Below are 24,056 nucleotides of genomic sequence, written 5' to 3'. Positions count from 1 at the left end.
CCTGCTCAGGCCTTCAACTGCTCGTCATGCCGCATCAAGCTCGGCGGCTGATCGGCGCGGTGCACGTTGGCCAAGGCCGCCTTGGCACCGGCGTGCTGCTCGACGTCGTTGTCTTCCCATTCGATCGACACGGCGCCGCTATAGCCGGCCCGATTCAGCTCGACCATGAGCATCTCGGTCGACGTCGCATCGCGGGCCGTGCCGGCCGTAACGAAGTTCCAGCCGTTGTGCTTGTCGCCCATCGGTTTGTGACCGCCAAGCCGGCCGTTGCGCGTGTATCCAGAGGCGACCTGCACGCCCTTGATGTGCGCACAGTGAATCCGGTCGCCGTAAGCGCGGATGAAGTCGACGCCCGAGACGCCTTGCCATTCCATGTGCGAGCAATCGAAGTTGAAACCGGCCGCCTGCGCGAACCCGGCGCGATCGACCGCAGCCAGGTAATCGCCCGCGCTGGCCAGATCGCCCATCGCGCGTTCGCTGGGGTGACACTCGAGGTCGTACGTCGTGCCGTATTTCAGGCAGGCCTGAAACACCGGGCCGAAGCGTTCGACGAGCAGCTCCAGGCTCACTTCGAACACGTTCGGAATCGGATGACCGCCCAGCGACGAGGGCAACGGCGGGAACAAGAACCAATGGCTCCAGCAGTGGGCCGGCGAGCCGACAAAGCCCGACACCGGTACGACGCGGTTTTCCAGCTTGCCGATGAAGTGTGCCAGACGCACGGTATTCACCAGCGCCGTGGCCGCCTGGCGCTGGGCAATCTCGGCGACGTGATCGGGCACGAAATACGGATTGGTGCGCGGCGGGGCGTGGCCCTTGGCCCGCCACGCGGCATAGGCCTCGACCGATTCGCCGCCGAGGAACTGCAACGTCTTGGCGCTGGGTTCGTCGCCCAGGGCCTGGCCTTGCAGGTGCGCCGCGAGCGAAAAGATTTCCAGACCCCGTGATTGGGCCTTGGCCACGCGCTCGCGAGCATAGCTCTCTGCGCCCGCATCGTCGCCGCACCGGGCCAGGTCGAGCTCCCAGGAGGCCTCTTCCCAGCCGTCGAACCCGGTCCGGGCAATCCAGTCGAGCCATTGGTCTTCGGGCACATTGCCGAATTGGCCGCGGACCAGTCCGATCTGATGATGAGAATGCTTGCCGGAGCGATGCTGGGCAGTTTGATGATGACCCACGTGACGTTGACCTTCGAAGATGTGTGGACGGCACGCCGCGAGCAGGCGCGGCGCGGAAAACTCTCCCCTGAGAACGATCTGGGCAGGCCCAAATCTGGGCGGGATTGTAAGGGGCCGTTTCCGAGGATTCAAACGGCCGCGCGCGGCCGAACCAGGGGTGCCGGTCGATCGTCGGGAGGTAGACTAGCGGCGTCGGCGCCAGGACCGGTCGATCGTGGCAAGCTCTTTGTCCCAGCGAGTCTCCATCCTATGACGCGTGCCCCCGCACAGCGCATCGCTTCGCTGTTGGCCAGCGGAACCGAGATCGTGGCCCTTCTGGGTCTGGCGGAACGGCTTGTCGGCATCAGCCACGAGTGCGATTTTCCCCCGCAGGTTCTCGACCGGCCGCGACTGACCTCGACCGCCGTCGAAGTCGAGGCCACGAGCGCCGAAATCGATCGCCAGGTGCAGGCCCACGTGGCCGACAACCGTGCGCTGTACCAGATCGACGTCGAGCGCCTGGCGCAACTGACCCCCGACCTGATCGTCACGCAGGCCCAATGCGACGTCTGCGCTGTGCGCTACGCCGACGTGCTCGATGCCGTGGCGAGCCGCGCGGAGCTGCAACCGGCGCACGTCGTCGCGCTCAACCCGATGACGCTCGATGCGATTCTGACCGATATCGTCACCGTGGGTGCCGCGGCGGGCGTGCCCGATCGGGCCGCGGCGGCGGTGGCGCAACTGTGCGCGCGGCGCGAGGCGATCGCCGCCCAGACCAGCGCTCTGCGCCGCGAGGATCGTCCACGCGTGGTGTGTCTCGAATGGATCGACCCGCCGATGGTGGCGGCCAACTGGATGCCCGAGCTGCTGGAGCTGGCCGGTGCCGCACCGGGGCTAACCCAAGCCGGGCGGCACAGCACCTACACGCCCTGGGAGGAGATCGTTCGATACGACCCCGAGGTGTTGATCGTAATGCCGTGTGGCTTCTCACTCGAACGCACGTTGGCCGAGTTGCCGCGTCTGGAATCCATGCCGGGCTGGAAGCAACTCGCGGCAGTGCAGCGCGGCCGGCTGTACGCCGTCGATGGGAATGCATATTTCAATCGTTCAGGCCCGCGGATGCTCGATAGCCTGGAAATCCTCGCGCACCTGGTGCACCCGGAACGCGTGGCGGCGCCCGCTTGCGTCTTATGGCCGCAAACCGTCTGGCAGCGCATCGAGCCGCAGGCATGAACCGGCCGTGGCTTCAGCTCGTCCTGCAAGTGCTGCTCGTGGTGGTGGCGCTGCCGCTGGTGCTGGCGGTGGCGCTGGTGACCTTGCCGCTGGTATTGTTGGAGCAGATCGGCGATTACCTGATCCTCAGGTTGCATTGTCGCCGCCGCGCCTGCTGGAGTTACCTCGTCGTCTCGCCGCGGTCGAATTGGAACAACGTGATCGAAAACAACCTGGCGCCAGCGCTGCCCGAGGGCGTCGGCCTGGTGTGGAAACGGCGCCACGATCGTGCGCCTACGCCGATCCGCCCGTGGCGCGTGTTGATCTGGGCCGCCGCGGGCCAGGCGAAGCCCTGCCTGGTGCGGGTCACCTGGCGACGTCTACACGTCGTTTCGCTGCATGCGAGCCTGCGGCCGCTCAAAGGTGCGGCGCGCGACCCGGCGACCCAAGCGCAGCTCCGGGCCGTGCTCGAGCAGGTCCTTCGCGAGCGGTGCTAGCACGCGGCACGCCGGCCAAAATCGCTCTAGGGCGCCAGGAGTGCGCAGCCTTAGAATTCGCCGCCCGCTTCCAGGGACTCGGTACCACCGCCGGCAGGGACTCGCCATGGCAATCAAGTTTCGCACCGTCTCGCGTTGGCGCAAGCAACCGCTGCGCCGCAAACGTCGTGAAGAAGATTTTGACGAAGATCGCCCGTTACGCCGGCGCCGGCGGCGTTCGCGCTATGCTTTGGCGGTCATGGCCGCGACGCTCGTGCTGTTGATCGTCGCGTTGCCTTGGATTGTCAGCCGATCGATGGTGTTCAATCGTGTGCTGGCGTTTGTCGCGGCCGACGTCGACGGCAGCGTCCAGGCACGCAGCGCCTCGCTCGGATGGTTCTCGCCCAGCGTGATTCGCGGGCTCGAGGTGCGCGGCACCGACGGCCAGCCCTTCGTCCGCGTGACGCGGATCGAAAGCGAGCGCGGGCTGTGGGGCTTGCTCACCAGCCGCAGCGACCTGGGCCGCGTCAAGGTGCAGAGCCCCCAAGTGGTGCTGACACTCGACAGCCATCGCAGCAATGCCGAAAAAATTCTGGCCGCCTACCTGAGCGAGGCCAAGCTACCGGTCGACGACTCGGCTGCCGAGCCAGCGGTGGGCACGGCCATCGAACTGCACGTGATCGACGGACAAGTGAGCATCGTCGATCAGCCGCGCGATCAACAGTGGCAATTCGATCACGTCGAGCTGTGGACCACGCTGCCCGCCGAACGCGAGGCGCCCGGCACGCTCAAGGCCAGCGCCGAGTTGGTCGACCTGGGCCGTCCTTCAAAGGCCCGCGTCGAAGCAACGTTCCAGCGCACCGCCACCGGGGGATACGTCGGTCAAGGCCAGGTGCACGCCGAAGGCATCCCGGTCGAGTTGGCAAATTGGTGGATCGATCAGGCTTCGCCGGGAACGCATGCCACGGGCCGCATCGACGCACAAATGGTCTGCCAGGCCCGCGCCGCGACGCCTGAGCAGCCGTCGTTGTTTCAGGTCGACGGGCAGCTCGTGGCCAGCGCGTTGCACGTGACCGCACCGTGGTTGGGCCGCGACGAAATCCGCCTGGCCCGGCTCGACGCGCCGTGTCGGCTGCGACAGGTCGGTTCGCGACTCGATGTCGAGCAATTGGCGCTGCACTGCGACGTGGGTCAGGTCGCCTACTCGGGCAGCATCGACACGGCCAGCGGACTGGTGAATTCGCTGACGAGCCAGGCCTATGAAGTCACCGGCGATGTCGACCTGGCACGCCTCGCCCGGATGCTGCCCGAAACGGTCCGGGTGCGTGCGGGCACCGAAATCAAGGCCGGCGGCCTGCGGCTGCGGCTCGCCAGCGCGCAAAACAACGGCGTACCGACCTGGAACGGCATGCTCGAGACGAGCAACCTGGTGGCCGCCAAGAACGGCCGCGACATCACCTGGCAGCAGCCGCTCAAGGCGAAGTTCGCGGCCCATCGCGTCGAGCAGGGGATGCACGTCGACGAGTTGCATTGCGAATCGAGCTTCTTGCAGGTCGACGCCGAAGGCGCGCCCGACCTGTTTGCCGTCTCGGCGACGTACGATCTCAAGCAACTCGGCAAGGAGTTGAACCAGTTCTTCGATCTGGGCCAGGCCCAACTCGACGGCGACGGCTGGAGCTATCTGAAGTGGCAGCGCCAGCCCGACGGCCGCTTCGAGGCGAACGCCGAGACGCAAATTCGCCAATTGATCGTGGCCCTGCCCGAGCGGCGCGTATGGCGCGAAGAGAATCTCGTGGCCCTGGCCACGCTCAAGGGCACGGCCGACGCGGTGAATCAATGGACCCGAGTCGACACGGCCCAGATTCGTATGGACAGCGCGCTCGATCGATTCGAGGCCCGACTCGTGGCGCCCGTCACCCCGGTCAGCCGGCAGACGACCTGGCCGCTCGACGTGACGGCCGACGGGCAGATCGCCCAATGGCTGCCGCGGCTGGCGCCGGTCACCAGCGGCTTCGACGGCTGGGAAATCACCGGACAGGGCCGGCTCAAAGGCCGTGTGCATGTCTCGTCGGACGAGTTGGCGCTCGTGGCCACCGAAGTGTCGCTGGCCAATCTGCACGCCTGGGGGAACGGCTGGTTCATCGACGATCCGCTGGTCCGCGTGGCGGTACAGGCCAATTGGAGCGCGCCGCAGCACCGCGCGGCCGTCGATCAACTCACGATCAACAGCCAGGCGCTGGAGCTGGGCACCCGCGCGCTGCGCTACGAGTTTCCGGCCGCAGGGTCGCCGTCGTTGGCCGGCCAGATCGACTATCGCGGCGACCTGGCCCAGTTGATGCGTTGGCGGCTCGACCCCGCGGCCGAGGCGCAGGTCGCCTGGGCGGGTCAGCTCCAGGGCCAGGCGCAAATCACGCGCACGGCGCAGGCCACGAAGGCCGAGTTGCAGAGCACCGTGCAGAACCTCGTGGCGCGGCAAAGCGGCAAGGACCTGTGGCGCGAGAATCAGCTCGCCCTGGCCACCTCGCTCGAATACGACAATCGTGCCGACCGCCTGCAGTTGCACCGTTGCGAAATCCGTTCGCAGGGCCTGGCCCTTGTCACGCAGGGAGCCATCGGCCAGTTCAAGTCGACGCGGCAGATCGATCTCGACGGCAAGCTCGACTACGACCTCAGCGCGCTGGCAGCCCTGGTGGGCACCTATCTGGGCTCCGAGGTCGAGCTGCGCGGACGCGACAGCCGCGCGTTCAGCCTCCACGGACCCCTGGGCACGCCGGCGTACGACAGCCGCAAGGACCAGCCGCAATTGGCGGCCACTTCGTTGGCGCGGCTCGACGGCCGCGGGGCGCTCGGCTGGGAGTCGGGCTCGCTGTATGGCTTCGATCTGGGTAAGGGCGAGCTTCAGGCCCGGCTGCTCGAGGGCAAGCTGCAACTCGACCTGCTCAAGATTCCGCTCAGCGGCGGCACGCTCAACCTGCAACCGGTCGTGATCGTCGAGCCGCGGCCGATGCTCGTGACGCTCCCCGCGGGCAAGGCGCTAGACCATGCCAGGATTTCGCCCGAGATGTGCCAGCGGTTCCTGAAATACATCGCCCCGGTGATGGCCGACGTCGGTACCGCCAGTGGGCAATTCTCAATCGACCTGCAGGGGGGGCGGATTCCGGTTGCCGCGCCGAGCCAAGGCGATATCGCCGGTCAGGCGACGATCCATTCGGCCGAAGTCGCCGCCGGTCCCTTGGTCGAGGCCCTGACCATCGTGCTGCAGCGGCCGTCGACGGCCCGTTTGTCGCGCGAGTCGGTCGTGCCGTTCCGCATGGTGCAGGGGCGCATCTACCACCAGAACTTGCAATTGGTCTTTCCGGACCTGACGATTCGCACTTACGGCTCGGTCGGGTTGGACCAGTCGCTGGCGCTGATGGCCGAGATGCCGGTGCCGCCCAAGTGGATCGGCAACAATTCCTTGGGCGCGGCGCTGCAGAACCAGACCATCCGGCTGCCGATTGCGGGTACGCTGAGCAAACCGGTGATCGACCAGGTGGCCCTGCAACAGGCCAGCGCTCAGTTTCTCCGCGATGCGACGGTCGACTCGTTGCGCAACGAAATGAACAACCAGCTCGATCGTTTGATCCGTCCGCGGTAAAGGCCCCGGTCCGCGTTGTCCTATCCGGCGACCCACTTGCTATGCGCATCGTGCTCCTGGGAACCGCCGGCTATCACCCCAACGCGCGGCGCCACACGGCGTGCTTTCTGTTGCCCGAGTTGGGCGTCGTCCTCGACGCCGGGACGGGCATGTTCCGCGTGCGCGAGTGGCTGCAAACCACCGAGCTCGACATCTTTCTGTCCCACGTGCACCTCGATCATTGCTTCGGGCTGTCGTTCCTGTTCGACGTGAAGAAAGACACGCCGCTGGCGCGCGTGTCGGTCCATGCCGCGCCGGACAAGCTGCGGGCAATCAACGCGCATTTGCTCGACGAACAGTTGTTTCCCGTGGCGTTGCCCTGCGACTATCGCGAGCTGGCGCACGAGACGCGCGTGGGCCGTGACGGGCGGCTGAGCTGGTTTCCGCTGGCGCATCCCTGCGGCTCGGTCGGCTACCGGCTCGATCTGCCGGGAGGATCGCTGGCCTATGTGACCGACACCACGGCCGCGGTCGACGCGCCGTATGTCGACGCGATTCGCGGCGTCGACCTGTTGCTGCACGAGTGCAACTTTACCGACGCCGAGCGCGAACTCGCCGTGCGCACGGGCCACAGTCATACGACACCCGTGGCCCAGGTGGCCGCGGCGGCCGGCGTCAAACGGCTGGTGTTGATCCACCTCAACCCGTTAGTGGAAGAGGGCGACCCGGTGGGCCTCGACGTGGCCCGGGCCATCTTTCCCAACACCGAGCTGGGTTTCGACAACCAGGTGATCGAGTTCTAGCAGCGCCAGCAGCAGTGGCCGGGGTGCGGCCGGTCTTGACCCTGGCCGGCCGCTCGGAATAGAAGTTTCGCCGCGACGGTTCCAATTGCGATTCCAGCGGAAAGCGGTCCCAGGATGTACCGCCGTCACGGCAACAAGCTGGCCTATGTCTTCGCGGCCTGCGATCTGGCAGTGACCGCTGTTGCCTGGCTTGGCGCGTATGGCCTGCGGTTCGCCTGCTGGCCGTCGCCGCACGGCGTGCCGCACCTGGCCAAGGTCACCGACGACCTGCCGTTCGTGTTGCTGCTGGCGATGATCGCGTATCGCTTCTGCGGCCTCTACGAAATCCACCGCCTGCGGCAGTTACCGCGCGAGCTGGGCACGATCGTCCGCGCCGCGGGACTGCTCTTTCTGCTGAGCATTACCGCCACGTTCTATCGCCGCGACGACTACGAATCGCGGCTGGCCTTGGCCCTGTTCCTGGGCGCGAATGTCGTGCTGCTGGCCGCGTCGCGTCGCGCTCTCTGGTGGTGGTTGAAGCGGCTGCGCGGCCGCGGCCTGAACTATGGACGCGCCTTGATCGTCGGCAGCGGGCGCACGGGCCGGCTCGTCGCCGAGGCGATCCGCCGGCATGCCTGGACCGGCCTCGAAGTCGTCGGCTTTGTCGACCGCGCGCGGCGCGACGCCTCGGACGAAGGCTGGCTGGGCCGGCTCGATCAAATCGCCCAGGTGATTGGCGCGCACGACGTCGATCATGTGTTCGTCGCGTTGCCGCTGGCGCGCTACGGCGAGTTGCCGCAGGTCTATCGGGCGCTCGACGGCCTGCTCGTCGACGTTCAACTCGTTCCGCAAATTCCACACCTGGCGGGCGTGCGCTTGCAGGCCCTGGAGATCGACCAGCTCAGTTTCCTGAGTTTGCGACAGGACCCGAACGATCTATGGCATCGCCTGGCCAAGCGGGCAGTCGACCTGGCCGGAGGCGCCGTGGCGCTGGCCTGCTTTGCGCCGCTGATGGCCCTGTTGGCCGCGGCGATCAAGCTGACCGACGGTGGGCCCGTCTTTTACCGGCAGCAGCGCATCGGCCAAGGCGGCCGGAGCTTCTCGCTGCTCAAGTTCCGCAGCATGCGGGTCGACGCCGAGCTGCGCAGCGGTCCGGTTTGGGCCGTGCGCGACGACGATCGTTGCACGACAGTGGGTCGGTTGATGCGCCGCTGGAGCCTGGACGAACTGCCGAACCTGTTCAACGTACTGGCTGGCGACATGAGCCTGGTCGGCCCTCGGCCTGAGCGCGACACGTTCATCGCCCAATTCGCCGCCCAATTGCCGAGCTATGTGCAGCGGCACCGGGTCAAGGCGGGGATGACGGGCTGGGCCCAGGTGAACGGCTGGCGGGGAAACACCTCGGTCCGGCGGCGCCTGGAGTTCGACCTCTATTACGTGGCGAACTGGTCGCTAGGGCTCGACGTGAAGATTCTCTGGCTCACGCTGTGGCGCGGATTTCGCCACCGCCACGCCTATTGAGCCGCGCCCTCGACCGGCGGTTTACCACTCGTCGCGCTGGCGGGCCGCCTCGAGGATCCGGGTCTTGATTTCGGTCGGCTGGCGGTCGAATTCGGACAGGGCTTCGATCAGAGTCGGCTGATACTGGCTTTCGATCGCCTCGTCGAGCACCTGGTGGATGTACTGTTCCCGGCCCAGCGCCGACGCCACGGCACGCCGCAGCTCGAGCAACTCGTCCATGAGTTCGCGGGCGGCTTGTTCCGGGCTGGATTGGCGGTTCGGTTCCATGGCACTGCCCACCTTTTCAACATGGGCTGTTCAAAAACTCATCGGTCCCGAACAACTCTAGCTCCAAAAGCTTTCAAAAACGGGAAAAAAGCGAGTTATTCCCGTAGTCGAAAATTTCCTGGTATTGAATTTGCTGTTATGGCGATTCGCCGCCATTTGTTCCCCCCCTCTGCGATTACCGCCACCTGCGAAAGTCCCGCAAACTACCCAATAATCGCTAGCAAGCGACCGATTGGCAGATACTTTTCAATTTCTCCCCCCGATTCCTGTTTCCTCTTGACACTTGTTCGGCCGAATTGGTAGCAATGGTTAACGCGCCTGGCCACTGTCCCTGGTTTGGGGTTCTGCGACAATTTGTCGCGGAGTCAATCGGTTTTGGGCAATTGCCAGCGGCCGGGGCGCAAGTGCACGATGGAAAGCCGGAAGGCAGACCCCTCGCACCCTGGAACAGTCGAGGGGGCTGCTGGCCCGTAGAACCATCATGGCCACTGCTTGCGTATAGATTCCGAGGATTGCGGTGGGGTTTACCCTGCAGGATGCAAACGCCCGGAACGGGTGTGGTACGCCGCAGCGGGCGCCTTCTTGCAAGTGGGGGCAGGAAGATCGACCGACGCGAGGCTTGTGCGTGGTTTGAGAAGAGGCTCGATCGTCCGGCGAGGTGCGGTTCAGGAATAGCCGCACCGCTTGAGCCGGGCATCGAAGGTAACCACAGGGAACTCGTTTTTTCGCGGTCGACGCTTTTTCGTAGGAATTCGTCCCCACTTCCCGAGCGGTAGTCGGGCGGACCTGCCTGAGGTGTCGCAGGAGGCGATCGATGAAGCTGAATAGGACTTCAGCGGTTGTTGAGTACAAGTTGCTGTCCAATTTCGAGCGCCTGCGACGCGTCGCTGCCGAGCGCGAGTCGACGGGTCTGCTCGACAAGCCACTGGCCTTTTGGGTGCTCCCCAAGGACCGCCGGCTGCCCCTGGCCTTCATGAACCGAACGGTCAAGGATCTGCTCGGCACTCCCTTTGAGGATCTCTATGCCACCCCAGGCGTGGGCCAGAAGAAGATCCGCTCGTTGATCGGCCTGCTCCAGCGGGCCGTTCAAGAAGAGCCGTTGTTGGAGCCAATCGCACCCGCCGCGCCGGTTGCGCCTGCGGCTACCGAAGAACAGGGTGCCGAGACGTTCGACGCCTCGGCCATCTCCGAAAGCGCCTGGGCCTTGTGGCGACAGACCGTCGTGCGGCATGACCTCGGCGACGAGCCGCTGGGACGCTATGCGACGACGCTGGCCGACTTGCCCAAAGTCGTCTGGCAAACGCCGCTGTCGACCTACACGGGCCTGTCGTTGGCCGAGATTCGCGACCTCAAGACCCACGGCGAAAAGCGCATCGCCGCGGTGCTCGAGGTGTTCCACAACCTGTACCTGTTCCTGGGCCATGTGACGCCGCAGGCGACCTTGGCGCCCAGGATCGTGCCGCAATTCGTCAACCGGATCGAGAACTGGCTCTACGGCCGCACGGCTCACGCCGAGTTGCCGACGGCGGAAACGCTGCGGACCCAGATTATCGACCCGCTGCTGCAACAGGCCCGGATCGACCTCGGCGACCAGGTGGCCGATCTGGCTGCGCGGCGCCTGGGCGTGTCGGGCGACGAGCTCAGCGTGCGCGACGCGGCGAAGGAGCTGGGCCTCACCCGAGCCCGGGTCTACCAGATGCTCGCTGACCTGGGGGCGATGATGCAGGTGCGTTGGCCAGAGGGTCATGCCGTGATTCGCGAGCTGGCCACGGAACTGGTCGCGGGCGGCCAGCCGCACAGCCAATACGAATCGTTCCTGACGTTCGTCGAGCTGTTCTTTCCCCAAAAGCGCGGCATCCTGCACGAGACGCTCGCTCACGAGCACTTGACGGCGCCGACCACCCCGCACCGTCAGGCGGGCTGAACGAGCCGACACCGACTGTCCTTCCTGCCGGCGGCACCGTGAATGGTGCCGCCGGCTTGTTTTGGGCCCGATGGCCGTGCAACACGCGGCCGGCTTCGATGGACCCTGCCGACGGCGAGGACTAAGATCGACGCAGCCATTGCCGGATCTGTCGAGGAGATGTTGGATGTCGACTTTGCCCCAGATGTTTCGCGTCCGCCAGCGGTTCGAGGGTTCGCGGCTGGCCGATCCTTATCGCGAGACGCGCGATCGCCTGGCGGGTCTCGATCTGGGGCAGCGCGTTCGGCCCGGGCAAAGCGTCGCCGTCACCGCGGGCAGCCGCGGCATCGCCAACATCCACCTGGTGATGAAGGCGATCGTCGATCACCTGCGCGAGTTGGGTACCAAGCCGTTTCTCGTGCCGGCGATGGGCAGCCACGGCGGTGGTACGGCCGCCGGTCAGCGGGCGATCGTCGAAGGGTATGGCATGACCGAGGAGTTTCTCGGCTGCCCGATCCGCGCCACGATGGAGACGGTCGTCGTCTGTCAAACCGCCGAGGGCTTCCCGGTACATTTCGACCGCTTTGCCGCCGAGGCCGATCACACGGTCGTGTGCGGACGCATCAAGCCGCACACCAATTTCGTCGGTGATATCGAAAGCGGCCTGATGAAGATGATGCTCATCGGGCTCGGCAAGCATGAAGGCGCGAAGATCTATCATCGCGCCATCATGGATTACAGCTTCGGACAGATTCTGCGCATCGTGGCGGGCCACGTGCTCGAGAAATGCCGCATCCTGTGCGGCGTGGGCATCGTGGAGAACGCTTACGACGAAACGGCCTTGATCGACGCCGTGGCCCCGGCCGACTTCGAACGCCGCGAGAAAGAGCTGCTGCGCATCGCTCGCGGGTGGATGCCGCGGCTGCCGTTCGAGCGGGCCGATCTGCTGATCCTCGATCAGATCGGCAAGAACATCAGCGGGGCCGGCATGGACACCAACGTGGTCGGGCGTAAGTACAACGATCACAAGGCCCAGGACGACGAGTGGCCCAAGATCAAGCGGATCGCCATCCGCGACCTGACGCCGGAGACTCACGGCAACGGGGCCGGCCTGGGAATCGCCGAGTTCTGCGCCCAACGCCTGCTCGACAAGCTCGACTATCACATCACCAAGATCAATTGCCTGACGGGGGGCCATCCGACCGGCGCCATGCTGCCGGTCCACTACGACACCGAACGCGAGATGCTGCTGCAGGCGCTCTCGACCGTCGGGCTGGTCGAGCCGCCCCAGGCCCGGGTGCTCTGGGCGCGCAACACGCTGCATCTCGGCGAGGTCGAATGCTCGACTGCCTATCTCGACGAGGCCCGTTCGCGCGCCGACCTCGACATTCTTACCGAGCCGCGCGCAATCCAGTTCGACGCGTCGGGCGATCTCGTCGATTTTCTGCCCGTCATGTGCAGTCTGGAGCACGAGGCGACGGCTGCGTCGGCCTGATCCGGGGAACCCCCCCGCGGCTGGCTGCGCATAGTCGTGGCAACGGGCCGGCAGGCGCTGCGCGCACGGCTAGCAGACATTCCGCGGCCCCAAGGCAGCGAGAATCTGTAACTGTTTGTCCGGCATCTGGTTCGGATACTTGTTCCCGTTCGCGGAACAAAATTTGCTACCCGCTGCTTTGTTTTTGACTTGACCGAAGCAATCACCCCCCGGCCGGACCTCCCGCACATGTCCGCTCCCTCGCCGCCGATTGCGCTCGAGTTACTGGATGCATCCCGGGTCCATGCCTTGCAGCGTTGGCAATTCTTCGAAGTCACCCCGGAGACCGCGATCCGGATCGGGCGCGCGCCGGACAACGACGTCGTCCTCACCAGCCCTTTCGTATCGCGGGCACATGCGGTGTTACGGCCGCGGGAGGGGGACTGGGAGCTGTCCGTGGTCAGCGACAAAGGCGTCTTCGTCGACGGGCGGCGCGTCCAATCGCACCTGCTCGGCGAGGGAACCGTGTTTCAAGTCGCGCCGCAGGGGCCTTGCCTGCGTGTGGTGCCCTTCGACGCGAACTACGATGACGAGCAGCTCGGCACGCTGTCGGTCGATTCGACCGAGATCACTTTTCTCGCTCTCGACGTCGGCCGGCGCGACGCGGAGGTCGAGGAGATCGCCGGCGGCGACTATTTTAAGAACCTGCAACATCTGGCGCGCCAACTGAAAGCGGGCAAAGTCGCGACCTGATCTGCACGCCGGCGTTGTCGTTGTCTGACTTTGTCTTTGCCTTCCCACACTTACAGGACCACGCTGGTGCCGAAGACGATCTCGATCCATTCCTTTCGCGGGGGCACCGGCAAGTCGAACATCACGGCCAACCTGTCGGTGCTGTTGGCCAGCCGCGGCAAACGCGTGGGCGTGATCGACACCGACATCCAATCGCCCGGCATCCACGTGATCTTTGCCAAGGGACCGGGCGATTTTCAGTACGCCCTGAACGATTTCCTCTGGGGCAAGGCCCGCATCGAGCAGGCCGCCTACGACGTGACCGACGCGGCCTTCGGCAACCCCAACCAGTATGGCCCGCGGACCAAGCTGTTTCTCATTCCCTCGAGCATCGACACGGGGGCCATCGCCAAGGTGATTCGCGAAGGCTACGACGTGGCCTTGCTCAACGAGGGTTTTCAGCGCTTGATCCAGGTGCTCGATCTCGACTACCTGCTGATCGACACGCATCCGGGCGTGAACGAAGAGACGCTGCTGTCGATCGCCATCTCCGACGTGTTCCTGCTGATCCTGCGGCCCGACAACCAGGATTTCCAAGGTACGTCGGTCACGGTCGAGCTGGCGCGGCGGCTCGAGGTGGGCGAGCTGCTGGTGGTGCTGAACAAGGTTCCGGCCAAACTGCACACCGAGGCGTTGGCCCAACGCGTGCAGGACGCCTACCAGGCGCCGGTCGTGGGCATGCTGCCGCTGTCCGAGGAAATGGCCCATCTGGCCTCCAGCGGACTGTTCGTCAATCGCCATCCTCAGCATCCGCTCGCGCAAGAGCTGCAGCGGATTGCCGACCGGCTGGCCCAATAGCGTCTCGCGAGTGCACCTGCGGAGAATTTTGCGCCATGCAACGCTCGGACGGTCCGGATGAGATCGACGCCCTGGTCAGCCGTATGAAGTCGGCCGCCGCTCCGTTGCGGCAGACGCTGGCGCAACTGCACGCACAGTTTGCCCCGGTGAACGACGGCACCGTGGCCGATTACATTCCCGAATTGGCGAAGGCCAATCCCGACTGGTTCGGCATCAGCATCGTCACCGCTGCCGGTCAATCGTTCGACGTCGGCGATTATCAGCAGACTTTCAGCATTCAGTCGGTCTCGAAGCCGTTTGTCTTCGGATTGGCGCTTGAAGACCACGGCCGCGACGCGGTGTTGCGGCGCGTCGGCGTCGAGCCCACGGGCGAAGCGTTCAACGCGATCGTGCTCGACGAGGCCTCGAACCGGCCGTTCAACCCGATGGTCAACGCCGGCGCGATCGCCACGGCCGACCTCGTGGCCGGCAAGGACTATCCCGAGCGCGTCTCGCGGCTGATCGCCATGTTCGGCCGTTATTGCGGTCGCGACGTCTACATCGACAACACCGTGTTCATGTCGGAGCGCACCACGGGCCATCGCAATCGGGCCATCGCGCACCTGATGCGCAACTTCAACATGGTGGGCGAGCACTTCGAGGACTCGCTCGAGCTCTACTTCCAGCAGTGCTCGGTGATGGTCACCTGTCACGACCTGGCCGTGATGGGGGCCACGCTGGCCAACGGCGGCGTGAATCCCATCACGGGCGTGCGCGCCCTGGAGGCCGAGTACGTCAAGGACCTGCTCAGCATCATGCTGACCTGCGGCATGTACGACTACGCCGGCGAATGGGCCTTCCGCGTGGGCCTGCCGGCCAAGAGCGGCGTGGCCGGTGGCGTCGTCGCCGTGGTGCCGGGCAAGCTGGGGATCGGCGTGTTTTCACCCCGGCTCGACGCCAAGGGCAACAGCGTCCGCGGAGTTCAACTCTGCCAGGAACTCTCGGCGAGATTCGGCTTGCACGCCTTCGAGTCGAACGCCGGCAGCGAACTGCTCGCCGGCGAGCTGCAGCCGCGCCGCGGGGGATAATGGACGCGAAACGCTGCGAGCGCCACTCGGCCATAGCGAGGTGCGCGGCGTCGGGTTATAGTTCCGGACCCGCTAGCCGCGTGCACCCTTGCGCGTGCTGCTATCCTCGTGCGGTGCGTCCCTGATGACCGACGTCGATTTCCGCTATTACCTGCGCGTCCGCTACAGCGAATGCGATGCGCAGAAGATCGTCTATAACGGGCGCTACTCGGAGTATGTCGACCTGGCCACGACCGAGTTCCTGCGGGCGATGGCGCTGGGCGACTCGATGATCTCCGGACAGTTCGACTACAAGACCGTGCGGCAATCGATCGACTGGCGGGCCTCGGCCCGCTTTGACGATGTGCTGGAAATCTCGGTTCGCACGCTGAACCTGGGCAACACGTCGTTCAGCGCGAGCTGCGAGTTCCGCCGGGCGGGGTCGACCGACGTCATCGCCACGTCGGAGACGGTGTACGTGATGGTCGATGCCGTGACGCTCGACAAGACGCCGATTCCCGGCCACTTGCGCGAAATCTTGCAGCGCGGCGCGCCCGGCAAGCAGATCGATCACGCCGGCTGGCTGCCACGCGGTTGAAGTGGGCTGGTTGGGCCCGTGGCTCCGGACCTGTCCGCTGCACCGCGCACGGGCCTTACAGGTCGAAGTTGAACGTCTTGACGACGAGCCGGTAGAGCCGCTGCCCCAAGGTTTGCGGGCGAGCGTAGATCTTCGCCTGGCCGCGCAGGCCCAATCGCAGGGCGTCGGTCGGTCCGTCGAACGCCGCGCGGGCCTGGTAGCTGGCGCTCATCGGGCGTTCGTTACCGGCCTCGTCGGTCTTGGTCGGCAGATCGCCGCCCGCCTTGTTCGACAGCGGCTTGGGCATCTGCTTCAGATCGAGATTGGCGATGTCCTCGATCTTGGTCGAGAACACCCGGCCCGGCATTTGTTCGAGCATCAGGTCGACGTCCTGTCCGCGGGAGACGAACAGCAAGTCGCTCTGGTCGATCACGAGCACGGCCTGCATCTTGGTCGGATCGCCGATCTGGCAGAACAGCGTGCTTTCGGACAGCATCGCGCCGATGTTCTGTTCCTTGAGGGGCGTGCCGATCCAGCCGGGAAGTTGCTCTTCCTCTTGCTGCGGCCGAGCAGGCGTCTCCGGGGGCGGCAGCACAAAGCCGGCCGCCGGGGCGCGCAGCTCCAGCGAATCGAGATCGTGCTGCTTCTCTTCGATCTGGCGGACGATCAGGGGCCGTTTCTCCTCCTCGACGGCGATGTCGCCCGAGGCGGTCGGATCGTCGAAAGCGATGGCTTGCAGGTTTTGGGTCCGGGCATCGCATTCGGCCAGTTGCGTCTCGAGCTTGTTCATCTCGAGTTCGATTTCGGGATTGCGCAGCACGGCCAACACCTGGCCCTCTTCGACCCGATCGCCCGGCTGGACGTTCAGTTCGCTCAGGATGCCGGCCGTGTCGACATAGACGTTCGAGGCATCGCGGGCCTTGACTTCGAAGGTGCAATTGACGCGATACGGCAATGGGATCAGGCAGACCGCCGCGATCACGGCGGCGACGACGCCGACGGTCGCCAGCAAACGCAGCTTCTTCACCTGGCGGGTCCTCCCCGGAACACGCATGAATTTGAACAATTGCACCATCGGCTGGCCCAGCAGTCCCCACACCGAGCCCATCGCGATGATCTGACCGATGATCTTCAACCGGTACGGCTCGAAGACCTTGTTCAAGAAGAACAAGATCGAGAACACGACCACCCAGCGATAGATCACGGCTGCCACGGTATAGGTGGCGAACAGCCACTGGTTGCGCTCGGGCAGGAACGGATCGTCGGGCGGCTCGAGCCCCAGGCACCATTCGCTCAAGGTGCGGCTGAGGATCGTCGAGCTTTTCTGCCGCAGGTTCGGGATCTCGAGGATGTCCGAGAGGATGTAGTAACCGTCGTAGCGGAGCAGCGGGTTGGCGTTGAAGATCAACGTGCTAACCGAGCAGACGAACATCGTGCTCAGGCACAAGTGATTGAGCACGCCCGGCTCGCTGAACCACCAGACGTACGTGCAGATCGTGGCAATGCAGAGTTCGACGTACATGCCGGCCGCGCCGATCGCGGCCCGATGCCACTTGTTGGGCAGCATCCAGCTATCCGAGACGTTGACGTACAGGCACGGCGTCAACACGAGGATCATGACGCCCATTTCGTGGCATTCGCCGCCGAAATGTTTGCAGGTCAGCGCGTGGCCGAACTCGTGGAGAATTTTCGTAATGGCCAGCGTGCCGCCCAGGAGCAGGAAATTCTTGGCGCTGAAGAACTGGTGAAAGGTCGGCAGCCGTGATTGGAACTCGTCGAACTGCACGAGCACCAGCAACAGCGCCGACGCCGCCGCCAGCACACACAGCGCCAGGCACCAGGTCGTGAAGAACCAGCTCACCTTGGGATAGAGCCAGTTCAGAATCCGGTCCGGGTCGATACCCTTGAACCGTAGCGACAGAATGTTTCCGACCATTTGCAGCAGCTCTTTGCGGCGGCGCTCGTTGCGCCGCTCGAGCAACTGCTTGCCCTGGCCGGGTACGTCGGCAATCACCAGCCCGCTACGGTGGAGCGTGCCGATGAAATGCTGAATCTCCTCGACGGTGATCTTTTCCGGCGGGAACTGGGCCTCGAAACGCTCCTTGATGTCGTCGAGGCTCACCGTCCCGTCGAGCATCCGCAAGATGGCGTACTCTTCCTCCTGGAACCGGAAGTAGTTCAGCCCGACCGGTTCCTTGACCACCCAGTAGGTGCGGCCTTGGTACTTATGGCGCCGGGCCGAAAGCTCCGGGCGCACCCGCAGCGCCAGCTTGCGGGCCGAACTCGAAACCAGGCTGTCGGCAAGGGATGGCACGGCGTGCTGTGCTGCGCGCCGCGAGCGGCGCGCGTGGGCCAGGGCTGAGAAACTATCGCGAGCGCTTGGTTGCCGTGCGGCGCGTCGAAGGCGTCGCGCCGACCGGCGTCTGCGCCGCCTCGGGCGCGACCGGCGGGGCCACGCCCGACATGTCGATCGACATCTCGCTGGTCAGGCCGGGATGCAAGGTCCAGCGGCCGTCTTCCTGCGGGTTGTCGATTTCGGCCCACACTTCGAACTTGCCGTTGAGGTCGATTTCCGGGTTGCAGAACACGACTTTGCCGGTGAATCCACGGGGGCCGGCCGGCAACTGTACTTTGACCTTCACCGCGCGGCCGAGCATCACGCTGGGCGAGTAATCGGCCGACTCGACGTGGCCTTTCACGCGTAGCCGCTCCAGGTAGATGATCCGCACGATCGGGTCGCCGGGATTGACCCAGGTGCCGGGCTTGCGCTCGACCTTGGTGATCATGCCGCTGATCGGCGCGAGAATCTGCCGGCGATCGACCTTGACCTTCATGGCGTTCTGTTTGGCCTCAGCGGCCTTGAGCTCGAGCGCCGCAATCGCCATTTCCGACTGCGCTTGTTCGATCTGCAGCTTCGACCGCTTCCAGTCGAACAACGTTTTGAGCACCTCGGTTTGCGAGACGGTGCCCGGCACCTTGTCGTTGGCGCTCTTGTTTTGCAGATAGGTGTACTCGGCCACCTTGGCCGCGGCCTCGGCGTAACGGACGTTGACGTCGTTTTCCGCCTTTTCCTTGGCGACGTCGTACTCGCGCTGGGCCACGATCAGCTCGGCTTGCGCCTCGCGATCGTCGATGGCTCCCAGCCGCATGTTCTGTTCGACGACCGCGCCTTCTCGCGCATCGAGCTCGAGCAACATGCCGGCGTCTTGGGCGGGCACGTCGCGCTCCTCGATCAAATCGAGCGGGCAGCGGGGAATGGTGATTTCCTGCGCCAGGGCGCCCGGTGCCGCGAGCAGCCAGGCCAGGGCGCCACCGACAACGAGCGGACCGGCCGCGCGGATTCGAGTGTGAGGCATGTGCATGGCAGCTCTCCCCTCAGGGGCAGGCGGCAGGACGGCTCGCGCCGGTCCCGCGCAGTTTAGAAATACGGGAACAAGACCTTCGATTGGAACCACGCGTAAACGTCGTGGAACAGGAAATAGCCGAGCGAGGATTTGCCGCATTGCACCTTGGCCGTCGCCCCGGCGCCAGGACGCAGGTCCTTCAAATCGGCCTTGTTGACGGCCACGCGGATGATCACCGTGTTGCCCTCGTCGCCGCGGACCTCGGCGGCATAGTCGATCTCGCGGATCTTCCCTTGCAGCGTCCGGCCGGGGTCCTCGGCCAGGATGTATTCCACCGGCAGGTCGGGGCCGAACTCCTCGCGGGCCTCGTAGACGAAGCCCATGCGGTCTTCCGGCATGCGGATCTCCAGCTCCCACTCGCCCTTGGGATTGGCGACGGTCATCAGCAATTGGCCCTGTTGCACCGGGCGATGCTCGATGCGGTGGCGCAGGTCCCAGGTGATGACCTGGCCGTCATGCGGGCTGATCGCTTCGAGGTCCAGCAGGCGCTCGGAGTAGATGTCGATCTGCTCTTCGATCTTCGCCAGCTTGGCGTTGAGGATGTTGGCCTCGACTTCCGCGCGGCGCCGTTCTTCCGGCGGCAGCCGGTTGTTACCCTTCACGCGCTCTTGCGTCTGGATCGAGGTCAGCGTGGTGACACGCTCTTCTTCGAGCTGATTCATCTGCAGGTTCAGCTCGACGCTATGCAGCTTGCAGAGCAGTTGGCCTTCTTTCACCAGATCGCCGTGATCGACGAACACCTCGTCGACGTCGCCGGTGACCGCGGCGAACACCTGATATCTCTCGGCCGGCTGCAGCGTCGCGTCGCCCTTGACCGTGAAGTCCCAGGGCACCAGCAGCAGCGCCGCGATCAGGGCCAGCACGCCGCCCACGGCGGCCAGCGTCTTGGGTAGATTGCGGGCCTTGACCAGCACTCTCGAATGGCCGATCGCCTTCCACAGGGGCATCAAGAACAAGCTGTGGTGCTCGATCGCATTGGCGAGCGCAGCGCCGGCATGTTCGCTCACCACCTCGACGCGCTGCAACATGCCCTCGCGCGGCCGGGCGTCTTCGATCTGCTCGACGATCAGCGCCCCAACCGGTTCGGGTATCTCGGTTTTTTCGGCGCCGGCAACCTCTTCCAGGGGCCGACGTAGCGGCAACACGGCCACGGTTTTCGAGTGGGCCTCGTCGAGATAAGCGTCGAGCGCCTCTTCGACTTGCGGGGCCAACTGCGACATGTCGCCCGTGTACCACATCGGCTCGCCGGTGCGGACCACGGCCGTGGCCAACTTGGCCAACATCGTCACGGTGTTCGACCGCTTATCAAAGGTGTCTTGTCCGCTGATCGCTTCGATCGTGCAATGCCGGCCGCGCCGCAAGGCGACTGTGACCCGGTCGCACTGGATCAGCCGGCGACCCTCGTTGGCCAAGGTGAACGCTGTTTCGCTCGGATCGAGCGTCATGTGCGCAGCGCGGGTAAACGCCTCGAGCTGCGACCACAAGGCCTGGCGATCGCCCAGGTGGCGCAACTGGCGCGTCTTGAGAAAGTCGCTGGCCAGCTCGCACATCCGCAGCAAGAAGCGGAGGTACCCGCGGTGCGCCGAAGGGTTACCGCCCGCGCGCTGGAACACCTCGACCAGGCCCACGACATCCTGGCCGCTGTGCAACGGGCCCATGACCAGTAAAAATTCGGTCGGGTTGCCGGCGTCTTCGGCGCCCTCGGCGCCGGAGTAGGGGGGCACCAGTCGACCTTGCCCGGCCGCGAGCACCTGCTGCAACATGCGTCCATGGCGGCGCTGGTCTTCCTGGTTTTCGGCCAGGTTGGTTTGCCGCAGGTTGATCTGGAATTTCAACTCCAGCGCACCGCTGTCCCCGACCATCCAGACGGCACCGCCGACGGCGGCCAATGCCTGTACCACGCGGCTGAGAAACTGGTCGTAGAACTCCTGCGGGCTGGCGTCGGTGCGCGAGAGCTGCGCAATCTCATTGACCAGTCCGCGAATCTGCTGCTTGGTTTCTTCCAGCAGCCGTTCGTCAATGGGTTGCTCGGTACTCATGCGTTGATCGTGCGTCGCGGAGACGTCGTTCCGGTGACCGAGAGACTGAAAGATTTATGGCCCGAGCGCGCCGCGACCGTTGCCAGCAAGGCGGCCTGATCGAGCGATAGCAGCGAACGGCGAAGGAAGTGTGTGCCCCAGTTGCTCGGTCTGCTCACCTTACCGGCTTTCTCACGGCTCGTCCACAAACAGTCGTGTCCGGCGGTTTAGCGAGATTTTCCGGCGCTTTTCAAGGCTAGCACGTCCTGGGGGGCGCGCCCGGGCGACCCGCGGCCGGAGCGCCAGCGTCATCTTCGGCACATCCGTCAAAGCTTCTCCAGCTTCTTCTCGCCGGACGTGCCAGGGAGCAGGCTGCTTGCGTCGGCGCGGCCGTTGGAGGCTCGGCTTGACGCTGTCATCATGCAGAAAGTAAGAATTCGCACCCACCCCTTGGGCCGGAGCCGTTCCCGGCGGTTTTCCGGTCCTCCCCGCGACTGCTTGCGTTGCTTCCCAGCCGTTGCTTCGCGACCGCGAAGTTTCACCTCCCCACGCAGAGTCCAGGTCGTTACGGCCGATATTGATACGTATGGGCCGCCGCCAGCGCGCGAGTCATTCATGCGAATCCTGTTAGCCTGTCACGAATCGCCTGCCCGGGCCGACGACGCCTGGGACACGGGCGCGCTCGCGGAGCGTTTGCGATCGCGGGGACACGACGTGCGGCTGTGGGATGCCGAGCGCGAGTTGACTGCGTTGACCGGGGCGGCATTCCCCCCGCTCGACGCGTGGCCGGCCGCCTGGTCGGACGACCTGCTGGCCGAGTATCTGCACCTGGCACGCCGGCGGCTGGACGACTTGATCGTGGCCGAGGATCCCGACGTGATCCACACCGATGGGCTGTGGGTGCTGGCCTACCTGGCGTTGGAAAGCGGGGTCCCCTACGTGTCGAGCGTGCGCGGCGGCGAATTGGTGCGGGTCGACACCCTGGCGCGGCAGCGAGAATTGATCGTCCAGGCCGCCGAAAACGCCGGGCGGCTGTTCGTGGCCGATGCCACGGCCAGCGAGCGCTTGCTGGCCGTGCTGCCCGAGCTGGAGACGCCGACCACGGTGATCGGGCCGCTGCGCTATGCGTGCCCCACGAAGCTTTCCCACGCCTATCGCCAGGTGCGCGAGGCGCGCTGCGGCGAATTCTCCGGCTGGATGACCGCCGCCTCCGGCTAAGTCGCCGGGGGTTCCGCCGGCAGCGAAAGCGGGTCGCCTGCGGCTCGCGTCTCTTGATTGCCGCCCGCTCAGGTGCGACTCTTGGCGGCACTTGGTCGAAAGTCGATGGCTTCTTTCTTGCGCGGTGAGGGCCGGAATGAATCCCTACGAACAACACCTCGATCGCAACCCGGCGAACTATGTGCCGCTTTCGCCGCTGGGGCTGCTGGAGCGCGCCGCGGCCGTGTTTCCCGAGCATCTGGCCTACGTGCACGGGCAGCGGCAGGCCAGCTATGCCGAGTTCTTTGCCCGGTCGCGACGATTGGCCTCGGCGCTGGCGTTAGCCGGCATCGGCCCGGGCGACACCGTGTCGATCATGGCCTCGAATGTGCCGGCGATGCTCGAAGCGCACTACGGCGTGCCGGCTACTGGCGCGGTGCTCAACACGCTCAATGTGCGGCTCGACGCGGCGGCGATCGCTTTTATGCTCGACCATGCCGAGACGAAGCTGCTGTTGGTCGATCCAGAGTTCTTCGAGACGATCGAAGCCGCCTTGCAGCTCGTCGAACGGCGCCCGCGGGTGATCGACATTCGCGACGACGAGTTCTTGCAGGGTCAGCAACTTTTGGGCGACGTAGAGTACGAAGAGTTTCTGGCGCAGGGCGATCCGCACTATCCCTGGCGAGGTCCGACGGATGAATGGAACGCCATTGCGCTGAACTACACCTCGGGTACCACCGGCAATCCCAAGGGCGTGGTCTATCACCACCGCGGGGCCTATCTAAACGCCGTGGGCAATGCCCTGGTGTGGCATCTGCCGCAGCATCCGGTGTATCTCTGGACGCTGCCGATGTTTCATTGCAACGGTTGGTGCTTTCCCTGGGTGATCTCGTTGGTGGCCGGCACGCACGTCTGCCTGCGCCGGCCCACGGCCGAGAGCGTGTTCGCGGCGATTGCCGATCACGGGGTGACGCATCTGTGCGGCGCGCCCATCGTGCTCAACATGCTGATCAACGCCGATCCCGGGTTGCACCGCGCGACGGACCGCACCGTCGAGGTGATGACGGCCGCGTCGGCCCCGCCGCCGGCCGTGATCGCCGGCATGGAACGCATGGGCTTTCACGTCACGCACGTCTACGGGCTCACCGAGGTCTATGGGCCGGCCGTCGTTTGCGAGTGGCACGACGCGTGGGATCGGTTGCCGCTGGACGAGCAGGCCGCGCTCAAGGCTCGACAGGGCGTGCGCTACCCGGTTGAAGAGGGGCTGACCGTGGCCGATCCCGAGACGCTCGCGCCGGTGCCGGCCGACGGACGGACCATGGGCGAGGTGTTGATGCGCGGCAACATCACGATGAAAGGCTACCTGAAGAATCCCACCGCCACGACCGAAGCGTTTCGCGGCGGCTGGTTCCATACGGGCGACCTGGGCGTAATGCACGCCAACGGCTACATCGAGCTGCGCGACCGTTCGAAAGACATCATCATTTCCGGCGGCGAGAACATCTCGACGATCGAAGTCGAAGGGGTGCTCTATCAGCACCCGGCCGTGCTCGAGGCGGCCATCGTGGCCCGGCCCGACGCGACCTGGGGCGAGACGCCATGCGCGTTTGTCACGCTCAAGGCCGAGGCCCAGGCCACGGCCGAAGATCTGATCGGCTTCTGTCGCCAACACCTAGCGCATTTCAAATGTCCGAAAACGGTCGTGTTCGGCACCTTGCCGAAAACGTCCACGGGCAAGGTGCTGAAATACGTGCTGCGCGAGCAGGCGGCCAAGCTGTAAAATGCCTCACGGGCAAATCTGGGCTGCGGCCGCAAGGCC

18 protein-coding genes are annotated in these 24,056 nt (G+C 65.2%); 13 read left to right on the top strand and 5 right to left on the bottom strand.

All coding sequences use genetic code 11. The features are described 5' to 3' along the window. Nucleotides 1-5 precede the first annotated feature (5 nt). Entirely contained in the window at nucleotides 6-1,175 is a 1,170-nt protein-coding gene (locus K1X74_00505; protein ID MBX7164800.1) for a sugar phosphate isomerase/epimerase, read from the bottom strand. A 249-nt stretch (nucleotides 1,176-1,424) separates the two neighbouring features. On the opposite strand from K1X74_00505, the gene K1X74_00500 reads away from it, so the two are divergent. From K1X74_00500 to K1X74_00480, 5 genes are all read left to right on the top strand, one after another. Beyond that, on the top strand, nucleotides 1,425-2,387 hold the full coding sequence (locus K1X74_00500; GenBank protein ID MBX7164799.1) for a cobalamin-binding protein: 963 nt from the start codon (nucleotides 1,425-1,427) through the stop codon (nucleotides 2,385-2,387). Next, a complete protein-coding gene (locus K1X74_00495; GenBank protein ID MBX7164798.1) occupies nucleotides 2,384-2,863 on the top strand; it encodes a hypothetical protein in 480 nt (159 codons plus the stop codon). The genes K1X74_00500 and K1X74_00495 overlap by 4 nt, the downstream gene beginning before the upstream one ends. Before the next feature lie 106 nt (nucleotides 2,864-2,969). Next, nucleotides 2,970-6,479, top strand: a complete 3,510-nt coding sequence (locus K1X74_00490; protein ID MBX7164797.1) for a hypothetical protein — start codon at nucleotides 2,970-2,972, stop codon at nucleotides 6,477-6,479. A gap of 41 nt (nucleotides 6,480-6,520) precedes the next feature. Further along, nucleotides 6,521-7,261 carry an MBL fold metallo-hydrolase gene (locus tag K1X74_00485; GenBank protein MBX7164796.1) on the top strand — a complete coding sequence of 247 codons (741 nt, stop codon included), beginning with the start codon at nucleotides 6,521-6,523 and terminating at the stop codon, nucleotides 7,259-7,261. A 114-nt stretch (nucleotides 7,262-7,375) separates the two neighbouring features. Continuing rightward, on the top strand, nucleotides 7,376-8,761 hold the full coding sequence (locus tag K1X74_00480; protein MBX7164795.1) for an undecaprenyl-phosphate glucose phosphotransferase: 1,386 nt from the start codon (nucleotides 7,376-7,378) through the stop codon (nucleotides 8,759-8,761). A gap of 21 nt (nucleotides 8,762-8,782) precedes the next feature. Here the strand turns inward: K1X74_00480 and K1X74_00475 are convergent, their stop codons facing one another. After that, the gene (locus K1X74_00475; GenBank protein ID MBX7164794.1) at nucleotides 8,783-9,028 is read right to left on the bottom strand and encodes a hypothetical protein; all 246 of its coding nucleotides are present in this window, start codon (nucleotides 9,026-9,028) and stop codon (nucleotides 8,783-8,785) included. Nucleotides 9,029-9,842: 814 nt separating this feature from the next. On the opposite strand from K1X74_00475, the gene K1X74_00470 reads away from it, so the two are divergent. The 6 genes from K1X74_00470 (at nucleotide 9,843) to K1X74_00445 (ending at nucleotide 15,639) form a co-directional block, all read left to right on the top strand. After that, nucleotides 9,843-10,952 (top strand): hypothetical protein, encoded by a 1,110-nt coding sequence (locus K1X74_00470; GenBank protein MBX7164793.1) that lies wholly within the window; start codon nucleotides 9,843-9,845, stop codon nucleotides 10,950-10,952. 166 nt (nucleotides 10,953-11,118) lie between these two features. Then, nucleotides 11,119-12,426: a nickel-dependent lactate racemase gene (locus tag K1X74_00465; GenBank protein MBX7164792.1), complete on the top strand. Its 1,308-nt coding sequence runs from the start codon at nucleotides 11,119-11,121 to the stop codon at nucleotides 12,424-12,426. Between the two features lie 189 nt (nucleotides 12,427-12,615). Then, nucleotides 12,616-13,158 (top strand): FHA domain-containing protein, encoded by a 543-nt coding sequence (locus tag K1X74_00460; protein MBX7164791.1) that lies wholly within the window; start codon nucleotides 12,616-12,618, stop codon nucleotides 13,156-13,158. Between the two features lie 66 nt (nucleotides 13,159-13,224). Further along, on the top strand, nucleotides 13,225-13,995 hold the full coding sequence (locus K1X74_00455; protein ID MBX7164790.1) for a MinD/ParA family protein: 771 nt from the start codon (nucleotides 13,225-13,227) through the stop codon (nucleotides 13,993-13,995). Between the two features lie 35 nt (nucleotides 13,996-14,030). Beyond that, entirely contained in the window at nucleotides 14,031-15,062 is a 1,032-nt protein-coding gene (gene glsA, locus K1X74_00450; protein ID MBX7164789.1) for a glutaminase A, read from the top strand. 124 nt (nucleotides 15,063-15,186) lie between these two features. Beyond that, nucleotides 15,187-15,639 (top strand): acyl-CoA thioesterase, encoded by a 453-nt coding sequence (locus K1X74_00445; GenBank protein MBX7164788.1) that lies wholly within the window; start codon nucleotides 15,187-15,189, stop codon nucleotides 15,637-15,639. Nucleotides 15,640-15,694: 55 nt separating this feature from the next. On the opposite strand, the gene K1X74_00440 is transcribed toward K1X74_00445, so the two are convergent. Genes K1X74_00440 through K1X74_00430 form a run of 3 tightly spaced genes read right to left on the bottom strand, consistent with a single transcriptional unit; the run spans nucleotide 15,695 to nucleotide 21,061 of the window. Beyond that, complete coding sequence (locus tag K1X74_00440; GenBank protein MBX7164787.1) at nucleotides 15,695-17,932, bottom strand: biotin/lipoyl-binding protein; 2,238 nt, start codon at nucleotides 17,930-17,932, stop codon at nucleotides 15,695-15,697. 52 nt (nucleotides 17,933-17,984) lie between these two features. Further along, on the bottom strand, nucleotides 17,985-18,980 hold the full coding sequence (locus tag K1X74_00435; GenBank protein ID MBX7164786.1) for an HlyD family efflux transporter periplasmic adaptor subunit: 996 nt from the start codon (nucleotides 18,978-18,980) through the stop codon (nucleotides 17,985-17,987). A gap of 56 nt (nucleotides 18,981-19,036) precedes the next feature. Continuing rightward, a complete protein-coding gene (locus K1X74_00430; protein MBX7164785.1) occupies nucleotides 19,037-21,061 on the bottom strand; it encodes an HlyD family efflux transporter periplasmic adaptor subunit in 2,025 nt (674 codons plus the stop codon). A 594-nt stretch (nucleotides 21,062-21,655) separates the two neighbouring features. On the opposite strand from K1X74_00430, the gene K1X74_00425 reads away from it, so the two are divergent. Together K1X74_00425 and K1X74_00420 are read left to right on the top strand one after the other, a co-directional pair. Next, the gene (locus tag K1X74_00425; GenBank protein ID MBX7164784.1) at nucleotides 21,656-22,258 is read left to right on the top strand and encodes a glycosyltransferase; all 603 of its coding nucleotides are present in this window, start codon (nucleotides 21,656-21,658) and stop codon (nucleotides 22,256-22,258) included. A gap of 136 nt (nucleotides 22,259-22,394) precedes the next feature. Continuing rightward, nucleotides 22,395-24,017, top strand: coding sequence for an acyl-CoA synthetase (locus tag K1X74_00420; protein MBX7164783.1), 1,623 nt, complete (start codon nucleotides 22,395-22,397; stop codon nucleotides 24,015-24,017). Nucleotides 24,018-24,056 lie beyond the last annotated feature (39 nt).

It is taken from the genome of Pirellulales bacterium, assembly GCA_019694435.1.
Classification (GTDB): domain Bacteria; phylum Planctomycetota; class Planctomycetia; order Pirellulales; family JAEUIK01; genus JAIBBZ01.
This window is presented reverse-complemented; position numbering and strand designations above follow the sequence as displayed.